At 67.6% G+C, this 21,554-nt stretch carries 18 protein-coding genes; 9 read left to right on the plus strand and 9 right to left on the minus strand.

What is annotated here, in order from left to right; genetic code table 11:
* The first annotated feature begins 7 nt into the window (after positions 1–7).
* Complete coding sequence (locus tag ASF00_RS04455; RefSeq protein ID WP_055874619.1) at positions 8–4,624, plus strand: NAD-glutamate dehydrogenase; 4,617 nt, start codon at positions 8–10, stop codon at positions 4,622–4,624.
* A gap of 159 nt (positions 4,625–4,783) precedes the next feature.
* On the opposite strand, the gene ASF00_RS04460 is transcribed toward ASF00_RS04455, so the two are convergent.
* The 8 genes from ASF00_RS04460 to ASF00_RS04495 all read right to left on the minus strand — a co-directional run bounded on the left by ASF00_RS04460 (position 4,784) and on the right by ASF00_RS04495 (position 13,874).
* Positions 4,784–5,899 carry a PepSY-associated TM helix domain-containing protein gene (locus ASF00_RS04460; protein WP_055874621.1) on the minus strand — a complete coding sequence of 372 codons (1,116 nt, stop codon included), beginning with the start codon at positions 5,897–5,899 and terminating at the stop codon, positions 4,784–4,786.
* A 73-nt stretch (positions 5,900–5,972) separates the two neighbouring features.
* Positions 5,973–6,656, minus strand: a complete 684-nt coding sequence (locus ASF00_RS04465) for a Fe2+-dependent dioxygenase (RefSeq protein ID WP_055874623.1) — start codon at positions 6,654–6,656, stop codon at positions 5,973–5,975.
* On the minus strand, positions 6,650–7,396 hold the full coding sequence (locus ASF00_RS04470; RefSeq protein ID WP_156348158.1) for a tetratricopeptide repeat protein: 747 nt from the start codon (positions 7,394–7,396) through the stop codon (positions 6,650–6,652). The genes ASF00_RS04465 and ASF00_RS04470 overlap by 7 nt, the downstream gene beginning before the upstream one ends.
* 12 nt (positions 7,397–7,408) lie before the next feature.
* Positions 7,409–9,895 (minus strand): TonB-dependent receptor, encoded by a 2,487-nt coding sequence (locus ASF00_RS04475; protein WP_055874625.1) that lies wholly within the window; start codon positions 9,893–9,895, stop codon positions 7,409–7,411.
* A gap of 74 nt (positions 9,896–9,969) precedes the next feature.
* On the minus strand, positions 9,970–10,212 hold the full coding sequence (locus ASF00_RS04480) for a ribbon-helix-helix domain-containing protein (protein ID WP_055874628.1): 243 nt from the start codon (positions 10,210–10,212) through the stop codon (positions 9,970–9,972).
* Between the two features lie 7 nt (positions 10,213–10,219).
* Positions 10,220–12,043: a cobaltochelatase subunit CobT gene (gene cobT, locus ASF00_RS04485; protein ID WP_055874630.1), complete on the minus strand. Its 1,824-nt coding sequence runs from the start codon at positions 12,041–12,043 to the stop codon at positions 10,220–10,222.
* 4 nt (positions 12,044–12,047) lie between these two features.
* On the minus strand, positions 12,048–13,052 hold the full coding sequence (gene cobS / locus ASF00_RS04490) for a cobaltochelatase subunit CobS (protein WP_055874633.1): 1,005 nt from the start codon (positions 13,050–13,052) through the stop codon (positions 12,048–12,050).
* Between the two features lie 297 nt (positions 13,053–13,349).
* A complete protein-coding gene (locus ASF00_RS04495; protein ID WP_082463234.1) occupies positions 13,350–13,874 on the minus strand; it encodes a J domain-containing protein in 525 nt (174 codons plus the stop codon).
* Between the two features lie 123 nt (positions 13,875–13,997).
* Between ASF00_RS04495 and ASF00_RS04500 the strand changes: the two genes are divergently transcribed.
* The 6 genes from ASF00_RS04500 (at position 13,998) to ASF00_RS04525 (ending at position 18,201) form a co-directional block, all read left to right on the plus strand.
* Positions 13,998–14,285: a BolA family protein gene (locus ASF00_RS04500; RefSeq protein ID WP_055874639.1), complete on the plus strand. Its 288-nt coding sequence runs from the start codon at positions 13,998–14,000 to the stop codon at positions 14,283–14,285.
* Positions 14,285–14,992, plus strand: coding sequence for a glutathione S-transferase (locus tag ASF00_RS04505; RefSeq protein ID WP_055874642.1), 708 nt, complete (start codon positions 14,285–14,287; stop codon positions 14,990–14,992). Before ASF00_RS04500 ends, ASF00_RS04505 begins: the two co-directional genes overlap by 1 nt.
* A 138-nt stretch (positions 14,993–15,130) precedes the next feature.
* Positions 15,131–15,580 (plus strand): NUDIX hydrolase, encoded by a 450-nt coding sequence (locus ASF00_RS04510; RefSeq protein ID WP_055874645.1) that lies wholly within the window; start codon positions 15,131–15,133, stop codon positions 15,578–15,580.
* A gap of 5 nt (positions 15,581–15,585) precedes the next feature.
* Entirely contained in the window at positions 15,586–16,485 is a 900-nt protein-coding gene (locus tag ASF00_RS04515; protein ID WP_055874648.1) for a pirin family protein, read from the plus strand.
* A 234-nt stretch (positions 16,486–16,719) separates the two neighbouring features.
* On the plus strand, positions 16,720–17,595 hold the full coding sequence (locus ASF00_RS04520) for an alpha/beta fold hydrolase (protein WP_055874650.1): 876 nt from the start codon (positions 16,720–16,722) through the stop codon (positions 17,593–17,595).
* A 126-nt stretch (positions 17,596–17,721) separates the two neighbouring features.
* Positions 17,722–18,201, plus strand: coding sequence for an RcnB family protein (locus ASF00_RS04525; protein WP_055874652.1), 480 nt, complete (start codon positions 17,722–17,724; stop codon positions 18,199–18,201).
* A gap of 36 nt (positions 18,202–18,237) precedes the next feature.
* On the opposite strand, the gene ASF00_RS04530 is transcribed toward ASF00_RS04525, so the two are convergent.
* Positions 18,238–19,338, minus strand: coding sequence for a DUF2332 domain-containing protein (locus tag ASF00_RS04530; RefSeq protein WP_055875430.1), 1,101 nt, complete (start codon positions 19,336–19,338; stop codon positions 18,238–18,240).
* 46 nt (positions 19,339–19,384) lie between these two features.
* Between ASF00_RS04530 and hisG the strand changes: the two genes are divergently transcribed.
* Both hisG and hisD read left to right on the plus strand, forming a co-directional pair.
* Positions 19,385–20,053, plus strand: a complete 669-nt coding sequence (hisG, locus tag ASF00_RS04535; RefSeq protein ID WP_200910469.1) for an ATP phosphoribosyltransferase — start codon at positions 19,385–19,387, stop codon at positions 20,051–20,053.
* Positions 20,050–21,345 (plus strand): histidinol dehydrogenase, encoded by a 1,296-nt coding sequence (gene hisD / locus ASF00_RS04540; protein ID WP_055874655.1) that lies wholly within the window; start codon positions 20,050–20,052, stop codon positions 21,343–21,345. The genes hisG and hisD overlap by 4 nt, the downstream gene beginning before the upstream one ends.
* Positions 21,346–21,554: the final 209 nt, after the last annotated feature.

Genomic DNA, 21,554 nt, shown 5'->3' on the forward strand with positions numbered 1-21,554 from the left:
CTGACCTATGGCGAACCAATCGTTGAAGACGCTCACCGACACCCTTGCGGGCCGGTTGACCGAACGGGCCCTTCCGGGCGAATTGAAGGACTTCGGTGCGAGCGAGGTCGCGCAGGCCGCGGCGTTCGTGGCCGCGACTGCCGCGCACCGCGATGACGGTGCGCCGGCGATCGCGATCGAGCCGATCAGCGCGGACGATACGCGGCGGCGGATGCGGCTCGCGATCGTCAACGATGACATGCCGTTCCTGGTCGATTCGATCGCGGCGGCGATCGGTGCGCAGGACATCGCGGTCGATCGAATCATCCACCCGGTCGTCCGGACGACGCGGACCCCCGATGGCACGCTGCAGGCGATCGACGCGGATGGCCAGGGCGCGGGCCGCCCCGAATCGATGATCTATCTGGAGATGGAGCGCGCCGACGCGCGCGACCGTCGCGGGCTGATCGAAGACCTTACCGCGGTGCTGGCCGACGTCCGTGCGGCGGTAACCGACTGGCGCGCGATGCAAGCCGCGCTCGACGACGATATCGCCAAGCTGCCCGAGGGCGAAGGTGCGGCGCTGTTGCAGTGGTTCCTGAGCGGGCACCTCACGTTGCTCGGCCACCAGATCTGGCATCGTGACGGGAGCGGTCACGCCGCGCTCGGCATCGCGCGCAACGACCACCGCGTGCCGATCCTGGCGGAAGCATCGCGCGCACTCGCGATCAAATGGTTCGAGGCGGGCAACGATGCGCCATTGCTGCTCAAGTCCAACCTGATCTCGACCGTCCACCGCGCCGTGCCGCTCGATCTGGTGCTGGTTCCGGTGATGGAAGGCGCGACCGTCGCCGGGCTGTCGATCTATAGCGGATTGTGGACCAGCGCCGCGCTGGCGGCGATGCCACGCGACGTGCCGGTGCTGCGCGCGCGGCTGGCGGCGCTGAAGAACAAGTTCGGGTTCGATCCGCGCGGGCACGCCGGCAAGGCGCTGACGCATGCGTTCACCGCGCTCCCGCATGACCTCGTGATCGCGTTCGCCCCCGATGCGCTCGAGGATCTGGCGCTGACCGCGATGAGCCTCGCGGATAGGCCGCGGCCCGCGCTCGTGCTCGTCGAATCGGCGCTCGGCCGGCACCTGTTCGGGTTCGTCTGGCTGCCGCGTGACGACGTCACGACCAGCCGCCGGGTCGCGATCGGCGACATGCTGGCCGAGGCGGCGAATGCGAGCATCCTGAACTGGTCGATCGCGCTCGAGGACGGCGAGGTCGCGATGATTCGCTACACGCTCGATCTGCGCGGCGAAGGCCGGATGCCCGACGTCGCGCCGCTTGCGCTGCGGTTGCAGCGGATGGTGCGCGGCTGGGTGTCGGACGTCGAGGCCGCCTTGGTCGAGACGTTGCCGCCAGCGCGCGCCGCGCGCCTCGCGCTCAAATGGGCCGCCGCGTTCCCCCAGAATTACCGCAACCTCAGCACCCCCGCCGAGGCTGCCGAGGATATCCAGCGGATCGCTGCCCTGACCGATCCCGCCGCGCGCGGTGTGCGGCTGGTCCCCAGCGACGTCGGTGCCGATCCGCAGCTCAAGATCTACAAGCTGGGCGGCGCACTGCCGCTGTCGGACGCCGTGCCGGTGCTGGAAAACTTCGGCTTCCGCGTGATCGGTGAACTCCCGACGCGGCTGCGCGACGACAGCGTGCCGTTCGTGCATGACTTCGTGCTGGAGGCCAATGACGCAGCGCAGCAGAGCGATGCCGGCATTCTGGAGGGCGCGATCGCGGCGGTGCTGGAAGGCGCGGCGGAGAATGATGCGTTCAACCGGCTGATCGTCGAACTCGGCATGCGTCCCGAAGCCATCGTGCTGTTCCGCGCGTGGTTCCGGTATCTGCGTCAGGCCGGGCTCCCTTACGGGCTGACCACCGTCGTCGATGCGTTGCGGCGTGCACCGAAGGTCGCGGCGGCGCTGATCGCGCGCTTCACCGCGGTTCATCATCCGGAGCATCCAGGCAACGCGATCGAGGCGGACCAAGCGATCGAAGCCGGCCTCGACGCGGTGACTGCGATCGACGACGACCGTATCCTGCGCGCCTATCGCAACCTGATCGCGGCGACGCTGCGCACCAACGCGTTCACGCCTGCCGCGTCGGAGGCGCTCGCGTTCAAGCTCGACAGCCATCTGATTCCCGGCCTTCCCGCGCCCGTGCCGTGGCGCGAAGTGTGGGTCTATTCGCCACGCGTCGAGGGCATCCACCTACGCGCCGGCCCGGTCGCGCGCGGCGGCCTGCGCTGGTCTGATCGTCGCGACGATTTCCGCACCGAGATCCTCGGGCTGATGAAGGCGCAGCGCGTCAAGAACGCGGTGATCGTGCCGACCGGCGCGAAGGGCGGCTTCTATCCGAAACAGCTCCCTGCCCCGTCGAACCGCGACGCATGGCTCGCCGAGGGGACCGAGAGCTACCGGATCTTCATCCGCACCTTGCTGTCGATCACCGACAACATCGTCGAGGGCAAGATCGTCCATCCGGACGGCGTGACGATCCTCGACGGCGAGGATCCGTATTTCGTCGTCGCGGCGGACAAGGGTACCGCGACGTTCAGCGACGTGGCCAACGCGCTCGCGCTCGAACGCGGATACTGGCTCGGCGACGCGTTCGCGAGCGGCGGCTCGGTCGGCTACGACCACAAGGCGATGGGCATCACCGCCAAGGGCGCATGGCTCAGCGTCCAGCGGCACTTCGCCGAACGCGGCCTCGACGTGCAGAGCGAGAGCATCACCGTCGTCGGCTGCGGCGACATGTCGGGCGACGTGTTCGGCAACGGCATGCTGCTGTCGAAGACGCTGAAGGTCATCGCGGCGTTCGATCACCGCCACATCTTCCTCGATCCCGATCCCGATCCGGCGGCGAGCTGGACCGAGCGCAACCGGATGTTCGCGCTGCCGCGGTCGAGCTGGGCGGATTACGATGCGACGCTGATCTCGAAGGGCGGCGGCGTGTTCGCGCGCACCGACAAGATCGTGAAACTGTCGCCGGAGGTGCAGGCTGCGCTCGGCGTGACGGTGAGCGAGATGGAGCCGGGTGCGCTCATTTCGGCGATTCTCAAGGCGCCCGCCGACCTGCTCTGGTTCGGCGGTATCGGCACCTATGTGAAGGCCGCCTCCGAGGCGAACGTCGCGGTCGGCGATCCGGCGAATGACCGGTTGCGCGTCAATGCCGAGGATCTGCGCGTGATCGCGATCGGCGAAGGCGCGAATCTGGGTGTCACGCAGGCCGCACGCATCGCGTTTTCGGCGCGCGGCGGGCGGATCAACACCGACTTCATCGACAATTCGGCGGGCGTCGACTGCTCGGATAACGAGGTCAACATCAAGATCGCGCTCAACCGCGAGATGATCGAGGGCCGGCTCGAGTACGAGGATCGCAACACGCTGCTCGCCAGCATGACCGATGACGTCGCGCACCTCGTGCTGGAGGACAACCGCCTGCAGACGCTGGCGCTGTCGATCGCCGAGGCGGATGGCGCGGTGGCGATGCCGAGCTATGTCCGCGTGATCGAGATCTTCGAGAGCGCCGGCCGGCTCGACCGTGCGGTCGAGGGCCTCGCGTCGAACGACATCCTGCTGCGTCGCGGCCAGGATGGGTTGGGGCTCATGCGCCCTGAACTGGCCGTGCTGCTGGCGACCGCCAAGCTCGGGTTGCAGGACGCGATCGAGCATGGCGACATCGCCAAGGACGACGCGTTGAAGCCCGACCTTCACGCCGCCTTCCCCGCGGCGATGCGCGAGCGGTTCGAAACGGCGATCGACGAGCACCGGCTGCGGCCCGAGATCGTCGCGACCAAGCTCGCCAACCGGATCGTCAACCGACTGGGCATCCTCTACCCGTTCGAACTGGCGGAAGAGGAAGGCGCGGCGATGGGCGATATCGCGGCGATGTTCGTCGTCGCCGAGCGCCTGTTCGACCTGCCGGCACTGTGGGCGGAGATCGAGACGGCCGTCATGCCCGAGGCGGCGCGGATCGCGCTGTTCGACGAGGTGGCGGTCGCGACTCGTTCGCAGATCGCCGATCTGTTGCGCGTGTCGGCACCGGGGACGGCACCGGGCGACGTACTCGCGCGACTGGCGAAGGGCATCACGCAACTCGACAGCCAGACTGCGGCGTTGCTGCTCGAGGAGGCGAGTGCGCAGAGCAGCCGTATCGCGGGCCAGCTCGAAGCGGTCGGTGCACCAAGCGATCTGGTGCGCAAGGTGGTGCGGTTGTTCGAGATGGACGGCGCGGTCGGGCTGGCCGATCTCGGCGAGCGGATGACGCTCGACGAGGCGGTCCTCACACGTGCGTTCACGCATCTCGGGCAGGCGCTCGGGCTGGACTGGGCGCAGGCGAACGCGGCGCGGATCAGCCCGACCGATCCGTGGGAGCGCCTGCTGATTGCCGGCCTTGCGCGCGATTTCCAGCAGCTGCGGCTGGAGTTCCTCGCGCGTCGCGGGGCGCAGGATCCGCAGGGTGCTGTCGAGGCCTGGCTGACCGCGAACGCAACGCGCGTGGCGCAGTTCAAGGCGGTGATCGACCGCGCGCGGCATGCCGCGGTCCCGAATGCGGCGATGCTGGCGCAGATCGCCGGGCAGGCCCGGGTTCTGCTAGGCCGGTAGTTCTTGCCCTCTCCCTTCAGGGGAGAGGGAGGGGCCCGCACGCGCTCGCGTGTGGGAGGGTGAGGGGCATGAGGCTCGGGACGCGAACCCCACAGCCCCTCACCCTCCCGTCGCCTACGGCTCCGCCTTCCCTCTCCTCAAGGGGAAGAGGGACAAGCATTACGCCCGCGCCGCCTTCTTGGCCGCGAGCTCCGCCTTCCAGCCGCGCGCGCGCCACCACATGATCACCCCGGTCACCGCGAGCACCGCGGGCAGGATCCCGCCGAGGAAGATGATCGCCTGCCACAGCGCGCCCATGTCGGTGCCGTCGTGGATCCGTCGCATCCACCGCGCCACGCCTGTCTGCGGCCGTGCGGGCGCGGCCGTCGCGCCGCCGGTGTCGTCGGCGATCTTCACCCCGACCGGCGTGCTGCCGCGCGCGAACGTCACCGTCCAGTCGGCGCTGAGATCGGTCGGCCACGTGACGCTGCGCAACGGCGCGCCGCCGGCGAGTGACCGCGCCTTGCCGATCGCCACGGCGAGCGGCTGCGCCGGTTTCGCGAGCGGCTTCGCGCGCATCATCGCGCCGCGATCGGGACCCCCGCGCGGCCGCGACGCCTCGCCGGTGATCTTGCCGAAGAATTGCGGGAACGAGATCCACGCACCGGTCAGCGACAGCACGAACAACGGCAGCGCGATCCAGAAGCCGAACAGGTGATGCAGGTTCGTATCGGCGTTGCGATGCCGCCGGTAGCGCAGCCCGCGCGTCCATTTGCCGATCGTCGGCCACCACAGCCACAGCCCGGTAAAGCACGACACCATCATCGCCACGCCGATCCAGCCGACGATCGACCTGCCGACGCCGGGCAGTTGCAGGCTGCCGTGCAGGACGTGAAGGAACCGAACCAGCCCCCCGTTCGACGCCGACACCTCCAGCACGCGCGCGGTCGGCGGATCGAGATACACCATCGTCCGTTGCGGCGGGCCCGGCCGCTTAGGCGCGATCCCCGCAGCCGCAGCGGCCACGACGACCGGCCCGCCATCCTCGGGCATCGTCAGCTGCGCGATCCGCTCGCCGTGCGTCAGCCGGGCCGCCGCCGCCGCGACATAGGCGTCCGGGTCGCGCACCGTCGTTCCCGACACCGCATAACGGCTTGGATCGACGATCCGGTCGAGCGCATCGTGCCACACCAAAGCCGCGCCGCTGAGCGACAGCGGAATGATCAGGACAGCCAGGATCAGCCCGATCCACTTATGGACCTGAAACCACGCGCGTCGCATCGCCAGCTTATTCATCGCATATTCCCCCGTTCGTGCAGCGTGGCATGGCGGGCCTACGCAAGTCCATCCATCGCCTTTCCGTGCGTGCTCAGACATCCGCCCAGCGACGCAGCAGATTATGGTACACCCCCGTCAGCCGGACCGTCGCCGGATCGCCCTGCCCCTGCGCGGCCGCGATCGCCTGCACGCCCTGGTCGAGGTCGAACAGGATCCGTCGCGCACCGTCGTCGCGGACCATCGACTGCAGCCAGAAGAACGACGCCACCCGCACCCCGCGCGTCACCGGCGCGACGCGGTGCAGGCTGGAGGCGGGATAGAGCACCATGTGCCCCGCGGGCAGCTTGACCGATTGCGGCCCGAACTGATCCTCGATCACCAGCTCGCCGCCGTCATAGCCGTCGGGATCGGCGAGGAAGAGCGTCGCCGACAGGTCGCTGCGAATCCGGAAGTCGGAACCGCGCCTGATCCGGACCGCAGTGTCGACATGCAGCCCGAAATCCTGCCCGCCGGCATAGCGGTTGAACAGCGGTGGGAAGACTTTCAGCGGCAGCGCGGCGGCGACGAACAGCGCCGACTGGCCGAGCGCATCGAGGATCAGGCCGCCCGCCTCGCGCGCGGCGGCCGACTCCTCGGGCAATTGCTCGTTGCGCTTGGCCAGCGCGCTTTGGGAGCCGGACGTCGCGTTGCCATCGATCCAGTCGGCCGCGTCGATCAGCGCACGGATCCGCGTAACGCCAGCGGGATCGAGCACGTCGGGGATCGCGATCAGCACTGGCCACCCTCCCGCAGCGCCGCGACGCCACGCGTGCGGAAGGCCGGGATCGCGCTGGACGCGAGCCACGCCTCCGCCTTGGCGAGAAACGCCGCATTTCCGCGCTGCCCAGCCTGTTGCAGCCACCCCAATGCCATCTCGATCTCCCCCACCGCCCCGAGCAACCGCGCGTGATTGAAACACCCTCGGAAATCGCCGCCCTCGGCCGCCCGGGCGTAACAGTCGGCCGCGCGGTCAAGATCGCGATCGCACGCCCACCCGTCTTCGGCAAAGCTGCCGACGAAGTTGAGCGCCTTCGCACTCGCGAGCCCCGCATCCATCGCCGCCACGCGTTTCAGCCACGCCAGCGCGGCCGGCTTGTCCTCGGCCACGCCGTCACCCAGCGCGAGCAAGGTCGCATAATTGTACATCGCCCAGTCGAGCCCGCGCTCGGCCGCGATACGGTAGCATTCGGCGGCGCGCGCCTTGTCGACGCGCGTACCCCAGCCGAGATCGTAGCAGCGCCCGACCATGTTGAGCGCCATCACGTGATGCTGCGCCGCGGCCTTGGTGAACCAACCGAGCGCCGCGACGGGATCGGCGGCGACGCCGGTGCCGTCGAGCAGCATCTGCCCATAGACCGCCTGCGCCTCCGCGACGCCCGCGTCCGCAGCCTCGCGCACGAACGCCGCGCGCTCGTCCGGACTGCCGGAAAGGCGCGCGGCGATGGCGTCGGGCGTCAACGTATCGATCGCCGTCACGGCCACCCCTTTTTAGAAACGCAGGTTCACGGTGCCGAACACCGTACGGCCGGCCGCTATCGACGCATAATGGCTGGTGAAGGTCTGCGAGAAATAGGTCTTGTTCGTCAGATTCTGCGCGTTGACGCTGAGGTCGATAGTGTCGGTCAGCTTGTAACTCGCGCGCGCATCGAAGCGCCAGTAATCGGGGATGCTGCGCGTCAGCACCTTGGTTGCCGGATTGACCGAGACGACGCCGGCATCGTTCTGCGTTGCGGTGCGGTTGTCGGCATAGCCACCGATCTGCTCGTCCATGTACAACGCGGTGCCACCGATCTGGAGCCGCTTGGTCACGTCGATATTGGTCGTCGCTGTAAAGCTGTTCTTGGCGGTCTGCGGTACCTGCTTGCCGGTGTTGACCGAGACCACACCAATCGTTCGTGCAGGCTGGATGCCGGGACGCGCCGCGGCGGTCAGCGTCGTGAAACCGCCGTCGATGATCTTGGGGTCGAGATGCGTGAACCCGCCGAACACGGTCCAGCCGGGCAGGATCGTCCCGCTGACGTTGAACTCTACACCGCGGATCCGCGTCTCGCCGATGAACGATGCGGTGTTGGTGTCGTCGAGCACGCGCGCGTTGGAAATCTCGGTCTGGAACACCGCGGCGCCGAGCTGGAGCTGCTCGCCGAACAGGCTGGCCTTGGCACCCACCTCGTACGACTTGGTTTTTTGCGGCTTCAGCAAGTTGAGCACCGCCGCGGAGATCGCATTGTCCTCGCGGCCCTCGCCGAGCAGGCTGTTGGGGGGTGTGGCGGCGGTCGCGTAGCTTGCGTACAGGCTGGTTTCCGACGTCGGCTTGAAGACGAGGCCGGCCTGCCAGTTGAACAGATTGTCGACCCGCTTGATTCGCGTTTGCTGGGCACCTGGCAAGGTAACTGTCGACTGGAAGCGATCGTAGCGCGCACCAAGGTTCAGGATCAGCGCGGGCATCAACGTGATCGAATCGAACGCGTAGACCGCCTTGGTATTTGCGTCGTTCTGCGTCTCGGTCGAGGGCGCACCCTTCACGATGGGCGTCTGGGTGGTCGACGTATCGCTCGTGTAGTTGACCCACGGCGCATACGGATTTGGATCGAACAGGCTGACGCAGTAGGACCGCGCGATCGTGACCGTGTCGCAGCGCGGGCTGATCGTCGATCCGTTCGCCGACACGAACGTCCCGCGCCGCGTCTTCTCCCAGGAGATTTCGGTGCCGAGCGAGAAGCTGTGCTCGATACCGCCGGTGTTGAACTTCCCGTACAGGTCGGTCTGGTCGACGATGCTCTCGCTATAGCCATAGCGCGTGTTGCCGCGCGTCCAGACATAGCCGCCGCCCGTCACCTTCGTACCGCCCGTGATAGGATTGACGCCACCGGTTGCCGTCGCGGTGGTGCCATAGACATTGCCCTGGCTGTCATCGGGCAACGTGAAGATGAAGCTTTGCGAGCTGTGCGTGTAGCGTGCGGTGTTACGCAGCGTGATGCCGCCGAAATCATGCTCGACGCGGAGCGTCGCCTGATTGGTGGTCGCATCGCGGAAGTCGCGCGCCGCCAGCCCGTAGAAGGTCTTGCGCGAGACATAGCCGGTCTGGTCGCTGGCGGTCGTCACGGTGCCGAGCGCGGGCTGGGTCGTGACGTTGCCGGTGCCGGGATGATTGGCGATCGTGTAGAGATAGGGGATGCCGCTGTCGGGCAGTTCCTCGCTCTCCATATGATAGAAGCTCGCGGTCAGCCGGGTCGGCGTGCCGAGCCCGACCGCGAACGACGGCGCGATGCCCCAGCGTTTCTGCCAGATCGCATCACGTCCTGCGACGTCCTGATCATGCCACATCCCCTCGATGCGGAAGGCGGCGGTGTCGGAGACCTTGAGGTTCACGTCACCCGTGACGCGCTTATAGTCCGCCTCGCCGTAGCTGGCGCCGAGCGATCCGAAGGTGTCGAGCTGCGGCAGGCGCGACAGGATGTTGATCGTGCCCCCCGCCGAGCCGCGACCGCCGAGCGTCGAATCCGAGCCGCGAACGATCTGGACCGAATCAACCGCGAATACTTCGCGCGTCTGCGACGCTAGATCGCGGACGCCGTCGACATAGATGCTGCCCTGGCTGTCGAACCCACGGATGAAGGGACGGTCGCCGATCGGATTGCCACCCTCCGCCGCGCCGAAGGTGATGCCGGGCACGGTGCGCAGCGCGTCGGCGAGGCTGTTCGAGCCGGTCTGCTCGATCACTTCCTTGGGCAGGACGATCACCGACCGCGGCGTGTTGACCAGCGGCGCGACCTGCTTGGGGCCTTCGTCGTGAATGCGCTGGCCGTTGACGAGGATTTCCTCGCGCTGCTGCGCATCCGTCACTGGTGCCGCCGCCTTGTCGGCATCCGCCGCATAGGCCGGCGCGGTCGCGAAGGCACCGACGCACGACAGAGCAAGGAACGCGGGCACGGAGGACGAACGCGGCAACGATGCGCGCGGCGACGGTAGCGACATGGACAAACCCCTTTGTTCTTGAGGGGCTCGCTATTGAGAGTCGTTCGCACTGTCAACGCTAATGCGAGTAGTTCTCAACGCAAATTAACGAAGAGCCATGTTCTCAACGCGCTAGCAAGATTGGGCGGATCGTCTGCGACAATGCGGATGGCGTCGATCTCGGCGACGAGCGCCGACAGCGGCAGCGCGAGACGCGTTGCCGCTACCTCGAGCGCCTGCCAGAAGACGGGTTCGAGACTGATCGAGGTCTGGTGGCCAGCGATGGTGATCGAGCGTTTGACGGGGCCGTGGAAGCCGCCGGCTGGCGCCTCGATCACGCGGCGATCACTCGGTGTCGAACAGCGACGCGAGCTGTTCGATGATCGTCCCGCCAAGCTGCTCGACATCCATGATCGTCACGGCGCGCGCATAATAGCGGGTGACGTCGTGGCCGATGCCGATCGCGACGAGCTCGACCGGCGACTTGCTCTCGATCCAGCCGATCACCTGGCGCAGATGGCGTTCGAGGTACGAGCCCGAGTTCACGCTAAGCGTCGAATCATCGACCGGCGCGCCGTCGCTGATCACCATCAGGATGCGACGCTCCTCGGGCCGCGCGACCAGCCGCGCATGCGCCCACATCAGCGCCTCGCCGTCGATATTTTCCTTCAGCAACCCCTCGCGCATCATCAGCCCGAGCGAGTTGCGCGCGCGCCGCCACGGTTCGTCGGCGCGCTTGTAGACGATGTGACGAATGTCGTTGAGCCGCCCCGGCTGCGGCGGACGCCCGGCGGCGAGCCACGTCTCGCGGCTCTGTCCGCCCTTCCAGGCGCGCGTCGTGAAGCCGAGGATCTCGGTCTTCACACCGCAGCGCTCGAGCGTGCGCGCGAGGATGTCCGCGCTGATCGCCGCGATCGAGATCGGTCGTCCGCGCATCGATCCCGAATTGTCGATCAGCAGGGTCACGACGGTATCGCGGAAATCGGTCTCGCGCTCGGCCTTGTAGCTCAGCGACAGCGTCGGGTTGACGATCACGCGCGCCAGCCGCGCGGCGTCGAGAATGCCCTCCTCCTGGTCGAAATCCCACGACCGCGACTGCTGCGCCATCAGGCGGCGCTGCAGGCGGTTGGCAAGCTTCGACACGGTCGATTGCAGATGCACGAGCTGCTGGTCGAGATAGCCGCGCAGCCGCGCCAGTTCGTCCGCGTCGCACAGCTCGGTCGCGGCGATCACCTCGTCGAACTGCGTCGTCCACGGCTTGTAGTCGAACGCGCCGCCCATGTCCGCGAAGGGGCGGTTCGGGCGGACCGGCTGCATCCCCTCCTCGCCATCGTCGCCTGGCTCGCCGTCGATGTCGTCCATCGACTCGTCGCTCTGCTCCTGGCCGTCGCTTTCCTCGTTCTGCTGCTCGGCCTGTTCGCCGCGCGCCTCGACTTCGCCCTGGCCGTCCTCGCCCTGGTCGTCGCCTTCGTCGCCCTCGTCCTGCTGCTGCTCGTCGGTGCCCTCGTCCTCGGAGCCGCCCTCGTCGCTCTCCTCGGGGACCTGATCGCCTTCGACGAGTTCCAGCTCCTGCAGCATCTTCCGCGCGAGACCCTGGAATGCTTTCTGGTCGTCGAGCGCGTAGGCCAGCGCGTCGAGATCGGTCTTGCTCTCGATCCACTCACGCACCAGCGCGAGCCCGGGCGCGGCGATCGCGGGCGAATCCTGCCCGGTCAGCTTCTCGCGCACCATCAGGCCAAGCGCGGTCGACAGCGGCACTTCGTCACGATTGCGCGCACGCGTGATCGGATCGGCGCGGAGCCGAACGTCGAGCGCACGATCCAGATTGTCCGCGATCCCCGCATAGCCGCGCGACCCGAGCGCCTCGATCCGCGCGGTCTCGACCGAATCGAAAACCGCGCGGGCGACTGCTTCGACCGGTGCGGCGCGGTTGTGCAGCGCGATGTCGTGCAGCTTCAGCCGCAGCGCGAAGCCATCGGCGAACCCACGCGCCTCCGCCACCTGCTCGGCCGGCAAGGCGCGGGCGGGCATCGGCACCTTGATATGCTTGCCGCTCTGCGTCGGCGCGTCCGCGGTGAAGGCGAGCTCGACCTCGGGCTCCTCCGCGATTGCGCGTGCCGTCCCGGCCAGAACCGCCTTAAAGCGATCGAGAGGCGTTTCGTTCGCCAAAAGCTTACGCCTTGCCCACCACGCTCTCGGGGAGATCCTTGCCGAACACGCGCTGGTAATATTCCGCCACCAGCGGCCGCTCGGCCTCGTCGCACTTGTTGAGGAAGCTCAACCGAAATGCGAAGCCGACATCGCCGAAGATCAGCGCGTTCTGTGCCCAGGTGATCACGGTGCGCGGGCTCATCACGGTCGAGATGTCACCGTTGACGAAGCCCTTGCGCGTCATGTCGGCGACGCGGACCATGTTCTCAACGACCTTCTTGCCGTCGGGCTTGTCATATTCGCCCGACTTGGCGAGTACGATCTGCGCCTCGACCTTGGCGGGCAGGTAGTTGAGCGTGACGACGATGTTCCAGCGATCCATCTGGCCCTGGTTGATCTGCTGCGTGCCGTGATACAGCCCGCTGGTGTCGCCGAGGCCGACCGTGTTGGCGGTCGCGAACAGGCGGAACCACGGGTTCGGGCGGATCACGCGGTTCTGGTCCAGCAACGTCAGCTTGCCCTCGGTCTCCAGCACGCGCTGGATCACGAACATCACGTCCGGGCGCCCTGCGTCATATTCGTCGAACACGAGCGCAGTCGGGGTCTGAAGCGCCCAGGGCAGCAGGCCTTCGCGGAACTCGGTGATCTGCTGGCCGTCCTTGAGCACGATCGCGTCGCGACCGATCAGGTCGATTCGGCTGATATGCGCGTCGAGGTTGATGCGGATGCACGGCCATTTGAGGCGCGCCGCAACCTGCTCGATATGCGTCGACTTGCCGGTGCCGTGATAGCCCTGGACCATCACGCGACGGTTATGCGCAAAACCTGCCAGGACGGCGAGCGTGGTGTCCGCATCGAAGACATACGCCGGATCGAGATCGGGGACGCGCTCGTCGGCTTCCGAGAAGGCGGGCACTTCCATGTCGGAATCGATGCCGAACATCTCGCGCACCTTCACCATGCGGTCGGGGGCGTCGAGGATCGTGGTCTCGCGGCTGTCGGGCTGGGTATTCGGGATATCGGTCATGTTGGCCTCGTGTTCCCGGTAGCTCTAGGCCAAGCGCGGGCTGTTACTCAACCGCCGCTGTACGATTGGTCGGGCGATTGACCGGATGAGTTAGACGAACCGCCGGGATAGCAGCGGGTTCCGGATCGGGCGGCGTGAAATCTCGATCAGAGTAAGCATGCATCATACCGCACGGCCGTCATCCGAGCGAACGCCGGAATCCCACAACCGTCATCCCAGCGAACGCTGGGATCCAGAGCCCCACTCGATTCCATGCTTGGCTCTGGATCCTGGGTCGAGCCCAGGATGACGGAGTGGTTACGCGAACGCGGCCGCGCCCTTCAGATGCTGGTACGCGGCGATCACCTTCTGCAACTCCGATTCATGCGCACGGTCGCCGCCGTTGCGATCGGGGTGATAGCGGCGCACGAGTTCGCTGTAGCGTTTGCGCAGCGTGGTCCGGTCGGTGTCCGTCCCCAGCCCGAGCACGCGCAACGACCGTCGTTCGCCATCGGATAACACGCGACCGTCCTTGCGCGCTGCCGCCATCCGTTCCCCGAAGCGCGCACCGATCGCGTCGATCGGGTCGGCGAAGTCCGCCCATTTGGGCGGCGTGTCGCCGCCGCCATGCGCGAACGCACGCGTCTCGCGCTCCCAGCCCGCCATCGGCCGCTGGGCATGATGGATCTCGTCCGCGGTCATCCCGTCGAAGAAATTATAGCCGGCGTTGAACGCGCGGACATGCTCGAGGCAGAACCAGCGGAACTGCGGCGGCCCGCTGTCACTCGGCCCTTCCAAAGGCGGCGCGCGAAATTCGCCCGGTCCTTCGCAATCGCGCCACATGCAGACGCGCCCGGTCCCTTCCACGCGGCCGTGAAAGCGCGGGCTGGGGCGTTCCTTGCGATTGTTCTCACCGTCTTCGCTCACTGGCTCCCCGCGCTTTCCGAAACGGGCTATATAGGTTCGATGACAGACCTCGCCACCGGCTCCGTACAGGACCAGATCACCGCGCGCCTCACCACCGCGCTCGCGCCCACGCAGTTTACCGTCGTCAACGAGAGCGGACTCCATGCCGGCCACATGGGCGACGACGGCACCGGCGAGACGCATTTCCGCGTCGAGGTGGAAACACCGGCATTCGAAGGCCTTAACCGCGTCGCGCGCCAGCGGCTCGTAAACCAGGCGCTCGCCGACCTGTTGAGCACGAAGATCCACGCGCTCGCCATCAAGGCCCGCGCGCCCGGGGAGCTCTGATGGCGTACAAGCTCTGGTACTGGCCCTCGCTCCAGGGACGCGGCGAGTTCGTCCGCCTCGCGCTCGAAGGGGCAGAGATCGCGTATGAGGATTGCGCGCGCGGCGTAGGCGAAGAGGGTTTGCTCGCCGATCTGAACGACCGCACCGGACGGACGCCGTTCGCGCCGCCCTATCTCGAACTCGACGGGCTGGTCATCGCGCAAGTCGCCAACATCCTGCTGTATCTCGGCGAGCGCCACGGCCTTGCGCCATCGACCATGGCCGACCGGCTCTGGCTCAACCAGCTGCAGCTGACGATCGCCGATCTCGTCGCAGAGGTCCATAATGTCCACCATCCGGTCGCGATGATGGACTATTACGACGACCAGAAGCCCGAGGCCGCGCGCGCAGCCAAGCAGTTCCGCGACGAGCGCCTCCCGAAATTCCTCGGCCATTTCGAGGATGCGGCGCAGGCCAATCCGGGCGAGTGGTTGATCGACCACCGCTGGAGCTATGCCGACACCTCGCTGTTCCAGATCGTCGAGGGGCTGCGCTACATGTTCCCGCAGCGGATGGAGACGCTCGAACCGGACTATCCCAATCTCCTCCGCATCCGCGACCGGGTCGCCGACCTGCCCGGCATCAAGGCGTATTTGCAAAGCGACCGCCGGATCGCGTTCAACACCGACGGCATCTTCCGCCATTATCCCGAACTGGATGCGGCATGAGCATGCCCGAATCCTCCCCCGCCAGGGGGAGGTGGATCGCGCAGCGAGACGGAGGGGGCGGGAAGCGATGACTGTCGTTCCGTGTCCTCCCCCTCCGTCAGGCTTTGCCTGCCACCTCCCCCTGACGGGGGAGGATTCATGAGCGGGCGCACACCGCGCCCTGCCGCGCGGATCCTGCTGGTCGACGGTGAAGACCGCGTGCTGATGTTTCGCTTCACCCCCGACGATCGCCCGCCGCTCTGGTGCACGCCCGGCGGCGCGGTCGATCCGGGCGAGAGCTATGCCGCCGCCGCGCGCCGCGAGCTCTGGGAGGACGTCGGCCTCGACATCGACTGCGGCCCCGAGGTCGCGCAACGGACGATCGACTTCCTGACCTTCGACGGCGTCGAGGTCACCGCGGACGAACGCTATTTCCGGGTCGACGTCGACACGTGCGACGTGAAGGCGGGCAATCTCACCGAACAGGAGAAGCAATTGCTCGTCGGTCACCGGTGGTTTTCCCGAAACGACATCGTCGCGCATGACGAAACCATCTATCCAGCAGACCTGGTCGACCTTCTCGACGCCTCGGAACCTGCCAAGGGATAGCGCACATGCTCGATGATTTCGTTCTCCAGACCATCCTGCCGTCGACGCACGATCTGGGCGGGTTCAAGGTTCACCGCACGCTGCCCAACAAGGAACGGACGATGGTCGGCCCGTTCCTGTTCTTCGACCAGATGGGCCCCGCGCATCTCGAGGTCGGGTCGGGCATCGACGTGCGGCCGCATCCGCACATCAACCTGTCGACCGTCACCTATCTGTTCGACGGCGCGATCGACCACCGCGATTCGCTCGGCACGCAGGCGCGGATCGAGCCCGGCGCGGTCAATCTGATGACCGCGGGCCACGGCATCGTCCATTCCGAACGCTCGCCTGGCGACGAGCGCGCCGGGGGGCCGACGCTGTCGGGGATCCAGACCTGGCTGGCGATGCCCGAGTCGGTCGAGGAGATCGATCCCGCGTTCGAGCACGTCACCAAGGCGCAATTGCCGGTGATCGATGCGCATGGCGCGCGCTCGCGGATCATCATGGGGAGTCTGTGGGGCCAGACCGCACCGACCACGACCTATTCGGGCACGATCTACGCGGACATCGCGCTCGATCCCGGCGCGAGCGTGCCGATCGATGCGGCGGCGGAGGAACGCGCGATCTATCTCGCGATGGGCGAGGCGACGCTGGAGGGCGTGCCGCTCGAACCACAGGTGCTCTACGTGCTGCGTCCCGGCATCGCGGCGACGCTCCGCTCGGCGACCGGGGGGCGTGCGATGCTGTGCGGCGGCGACGCGTTCACGAGCCCGCGCCACGTCTGGTGGAACTTCGTCAGCTCCAGCCGCGACCGGATCGAACAGGCGAAACGCGACTGGAATGCGGGCAATTTCCCGAAGGTGCCCGGCGACGAGAAGGAATGGATCGAGATCCCCGCGGTCCCGAAGACCGTCAGCTACCCCTGAGAAATCCTCCCCGCCAGGGGGAGATCGCGCAGCGAGACGGAGGGGGAGGACACGGAACGTTTCCCTTTCCTCCCCCTCCGTCAGGCTGACGCCTGCCACCTCCCCCTGGCGGGGGAGGATCGAAAATGCATCTGGCGCTTGTCCCGACCCCCGCGGTACCGCACACTCCCCAAAATTGGCGCAGACCAGATCGGCCCCCGAACCAGAAGGGGCCGACGAGCGGGAGAGAAAGACATGACCGAGCTGCAGAGCCTCCGACTATCCACCGGCGTGGACCTCGACGTCGCGATCAGCGGCGATCCCGCGCATCCACCCGTCATCCTGCTCCACGGCTTTCCCGAATCGCACCGCACCTGGCGTAACATCGCCCCAGACCTCGCGCGCGACCATTATGTCATCGCCCCCGACCAGCGCGGCTATGCCCGCTCGTCTAAGCCCGAGGGCGTCGCCAGCTACACCCCCGACAAGATCGTCGCCGACCTGCTCGCGCTCGCCGATCACCTGAAGATCGACCGCTTCACGCTGGTCGGTCACGACTGGGGCGGCGCGGTTGCCTGGATGGCCGCGCTCCAGCATCCCGACCGGATCGAACGGCTGGTGATCGTCAACGCGCCCCACCCGCTCGTCTTCCAGCGGACGATCTTCGACGATCCCGAACAGCGCAAGGCGAGCCAGTATATCCGCCGCTTCCGCGACACCAGTATCGACCAGGGGCTGACCGGCGCGGGGCTCGAGAAATTCCTCGGCTCGACCTTCGCACATCATGTGACGCAGGCGATCGCGGGCAAGGACAAGGCCGCCTATCTCGACGAATGGTCGCAGCCGGGCGCGATGACCGCGATGCTCAACTGGTACCGCGCCAGCGCGATCGTCGTGCCCGCAATGGACGAGACGCCGCCGCGCCCCGCCTTCCTGGATGCGCCCTTCCCGCCGATGCGGATGCCGGTGCTGGTGATCTGGGGCATGCGCGACACCGCGCTGCTGCCGAGCCAGCTCGACCTTGCCGACTATGTGCCCGAACTGACGATCGAAAAGGTCGATGCCGGGCATTTCGTACCCTGGGAAAAGCCCGAGGCGGTGATCGCCGCGATGCGCCGCTGGGGGATCTGAAAGACGCCAGCGCCCCTGCCGCTACCTGGCTGCTTCCTGACCACCGCATTCTGAAAGCATTCAGCGGCGAGGGAGCAAAACCTCTGTCATGCCGTTTGATACGGCGTTGAAGACAGGAGAGCAGTCATGCGTAAGATGATCCTCGCGGCCGTTGCCGCCGCCACTTTGGTTCCCACGTTCGCCACCGCGCAGAGCTATGGCGAAGTCCGCCGCGACCAGCGCGAAGTCCGCCAGAGCCAGCGCGAACTCCAGCAGGCCCGCCGTTATGGCGACCGCGGCGACATCCGCGAAGCCCGTCGCGAGCTGCGCGAAGACCGTCAGGAGCGCCGCGAGGACTGGCGTGACTATCGCCGCACGCACGGCAACGTCTATCGCCGCCCCGCTTATGTCGGCCCGCGCGGCTATCGCTATCGTCCGGTAAGCGTCGGCTACCGCTTCGCGCCAAATTACTATGGCCGTCAGTACTGGATCAACGATTATCAGACCTATCGCCTGTCGCGTCCGGCCTATGGCTATCAGCGCTGGGTCCGCTACGGCCGCGACGTCGTCCTGGTCGACACGCGCAACGGTCGCGTCGCGCAGGTCAACAACGGCTTCTTCTACTAAGCCGATTGATGCCGGCCGGGAGAAATCCCGGCCGTCTCAATCCTTGTCGTACGCGCCGCGCCGCATGACGTAATCGCGAGTCTCATAGGGGGCGGAGAGCCCTTCGACCCAGGCACCGTGCGCATGCGTCAGCGCCACCAGTTCCATCGCTCGTTCGCCCGGCCAACCGCGTACGCGCACCTCGTGCCGGTGCAGATCGCGGTTGGGCTCCATCATCACCCAGCCGAGCGGTCGCTCGGCCGTCGCACGTGCCCCCGCCGCCTCCATCGCGATCCGAATCCGCTCGCGCGACGCCGCGGGCAGATACTGCCACACCACCGAATGCATCAGCACGCGCGTGACGCCCTTGCGATGCGGCTCGGCCAACCGCGCCTCGACCCAGTCCGCCGCATCGCCTTGCACCAGATCGACGCCCTCCTCGCGCACCATCGCGATCGCCGCCGCGAGCCGCGCCTGCCGCTCGACCGCATCAACCCAGACATACGCCTCGAGCCGCGCCGCCGCGACAGGATCCGCGACATCCACCGGCTGAATGTCGACGCCGCGAGTCGACTCGATCGCGACCGGCGCGGTTTGCGGCGGCGCACCCCGCCATTCGGGGCGGATCGTGACCGGCGATGCCGATGGCCCGACCGCCACGCCGCCAAGATCGAACCGATAGCGGTCGATCAGAAGGTTGAGCCCCGCGCTCGATCCGATCTCGAGCAGCTCGAACCGCGGCCCGTATCGCTCGGCCAGATGCAAGATGCCGGTCATCATGCCCGCCGACCGCGCCGCCTCGTTGGTCTGCGGCGGCCCGTCGAGCCACGGCAGCAAGACCGCATCCTGCGCAACGAGCGTTGCCTTCACCGTGGCCGCAACGCGCGTTGGGTCGGTCTGCGCGCCGGAAAACACCGCCGAAAGCGCCGGGTCCACGCCCGCCCGGTGCAGCGCGTGCAAGCCGCCGACCAGCCGCAACGCCAGCGCATCGGCGACCGGCTCGCCCGCCCAGTCGAGCGCCCGCCGCCCCGTCGCGCTGTCGCGATCGAGCGCGTGCGCCAGCGCCGTGCAGACCCGCGCCGTCACCGGCGCGTCCATCGCGGTGCAATAGCCCGCCTGGATGTCGAAGCATGCGCGGTTTGCCGGTTCATTTGCCATGTGCAGGTTGTTGCACCCGCCAAGCGCCACCCGTAAAGCCCGGCGCGTGCCTGACTCCCAGATCATTATCGCCGTCCCCAAGGGACGCATCCTCGCCGAGGCGCTGCCGCTGCTCGCGCGTGCCGGCATCCATCCCGAAGCGTCGTTCTCGGACGAGAACAGCCGCGCGCTCCGGTTCGCGACCAATGATCCGGACATCTCGCTGATCCGGGTACGCGCGTTCGACGTGGCGACCTTTGTCGCGCACGGCGCGGCGCAGCTTGGCATCGTCGGTTCGGACGTGATCGCGGAGTTCGGTTACTCGGAACTCTATGCGCCGGTCGACCTCGGCATCGGCCATTGCCGGCTGTCGGTCGCGGAACCCGCCGCGATGGCGGCGAAGGACGATCCGCGCGGCTGGAGCCATGTCCGCGTCGCGACAAAATACCCGCACGTGACCGCGGCGCATTTCGCGGGCCGCGGCGTGCAGGCGGAATCCGTGAAGCTCAACGGCGCGATGGAGCTGGCCCCGACGCTCGGCCTCGCGCCGCGCATCGTCGACCTCGTCTCGTCAGGCCGCACGCTGCTCGAAAACGGGCTCGTCGAGGTCGAGACGATCATGGAGGTCACCAGCCGCCTGGTAGTCAACCGCGCCGCGATGAAGACGCGCGCACGGGTCGTGCCCTTGGTCGAGGCGTTCCGTCGCGCGGTCGAGTCGCAGGAGCAGGCCGCATGATCCGCCTTTCTACCACCGACGTGGACTTCGCGGCGCGCTTCACCGCGCTCGTCGAGGACCGCCGCGAATCCGACGCCGGCGTCACGCAGGACGTCGCCGCGATCATCGCCGCCGTCCGTCGCGATGGCGAGACCGCGATCTGCGACCTCACGCAAAAGCACGATCGCCACGACCTCGAGAGCACCGGCTGGCAGATCGCCGCCGCCGACTGCAAGGCCGCGTTCGACGCGCTCGATCCCGATCTGCGCACCGCGCTCGAACTCGCCGCGACTCGCATCCGCGCGTATCATGAGAAACAGCGGCCGCTCGACAGCGACTCGGTCGACTCGGCGGGCGTCCGGCTCGGCGCGCGCTGGTTGCCGGTCGACGCCGCCGGGATCTACGTCCCCGGTGGCCGCGCCGCCTATCCCTCCTCGCTGCTGATGAACGCGATCCCCGCCAAGGTCGCCGGCGTCGGCCGTCTCGCGATGGTCACGCCGACCCCGGACGGCCAGATCAACCCGCTCGTCCTCGCCGCCGCGCATCTCGCCGGCGTCGACGAGGTCTGGCGTGTCGGCGGCGCACAGGCGGTCGCCGCGCTCGCCTATGGCGCAGGCCGGATCGCGCCCGTCGACGTGATCACCGGCCCCGGCAACGCCTGGGTCGCCGAAGCCAAGCGCCAGGTCTACGGCGTCGTCGGCATCGACATGGTCGCGGGCCCGTCGGAGATCGTCGTCGTTGCGGACGCGCTCAACGACCCCGAATGGACCGCCGCCGACCTGCTCAGCCAGGCCGAGCATGACGTGACGACGCAGTCGATCCTGTTCACCGACGATGCCGCCTTCGCCGACAAGGTCGCGGACGCGGTCGACCGCCAGTTGCGCGACCTCGCCACCGAGGCGGTCGCGCGCGTCGCGTGGGACACCAACGGCGCGATCGTCGTCGTCGAGACGCTGGCGGACGCGATCCCGCTGGTCGACCGGCTCGCCGCCGAGCATCTCCAGCTCGCCATCCCCGATCCGCAGGGTTTCTTCGACCGCATCCGCCATGCCGGCTCGGTGTTCCTCGGCCGCTACACGCCCGAGGCGATCGGCGATTACGTGGCGGGCCCGAACCACGTCCTGCCGACCGGCCGCCGTGCGCGATTCGCCAGCGGGTTGTCGGTGCTCGACTTCATGAAGCGCACCAGCTTCCTGGCGCTCGACGAAGCCGCGTTGCGTGAACTCGGCCCCGCGACCGTCGCGCTCGCCAATGCGGAGGGTTTGCCCGCGCATGCCAAATCAGTGGCGCTGCGGCTCCGCCTCAACCACTGATTTTGTTCGCGCGGAGGCGCGGAGGTGTCGACCTCGCCGCGCAGTGGCCCTTCGATCACCGGCCGATGAGGAGATCGGAGCGGCTGCGCCGCACGCAACACCTCCGCGTCTCCGCGCCTCCGCGCCTCCGCGCGAACCAATCTTCTTCGCCTAGACACAGGCGAAACGCTAAGGGCTGACACGCAAGCCCCCCGCGCGTACAGGCAACC

The organism is Sphingomonas sp. Leaf34 (assembly GCF_001421805.1).
Lineage (GTDB): Bacteria > Pseudomonadota > Alphaproteobacteria > Sphingomonadales > Sphingomonadaceae > Sphingomonas.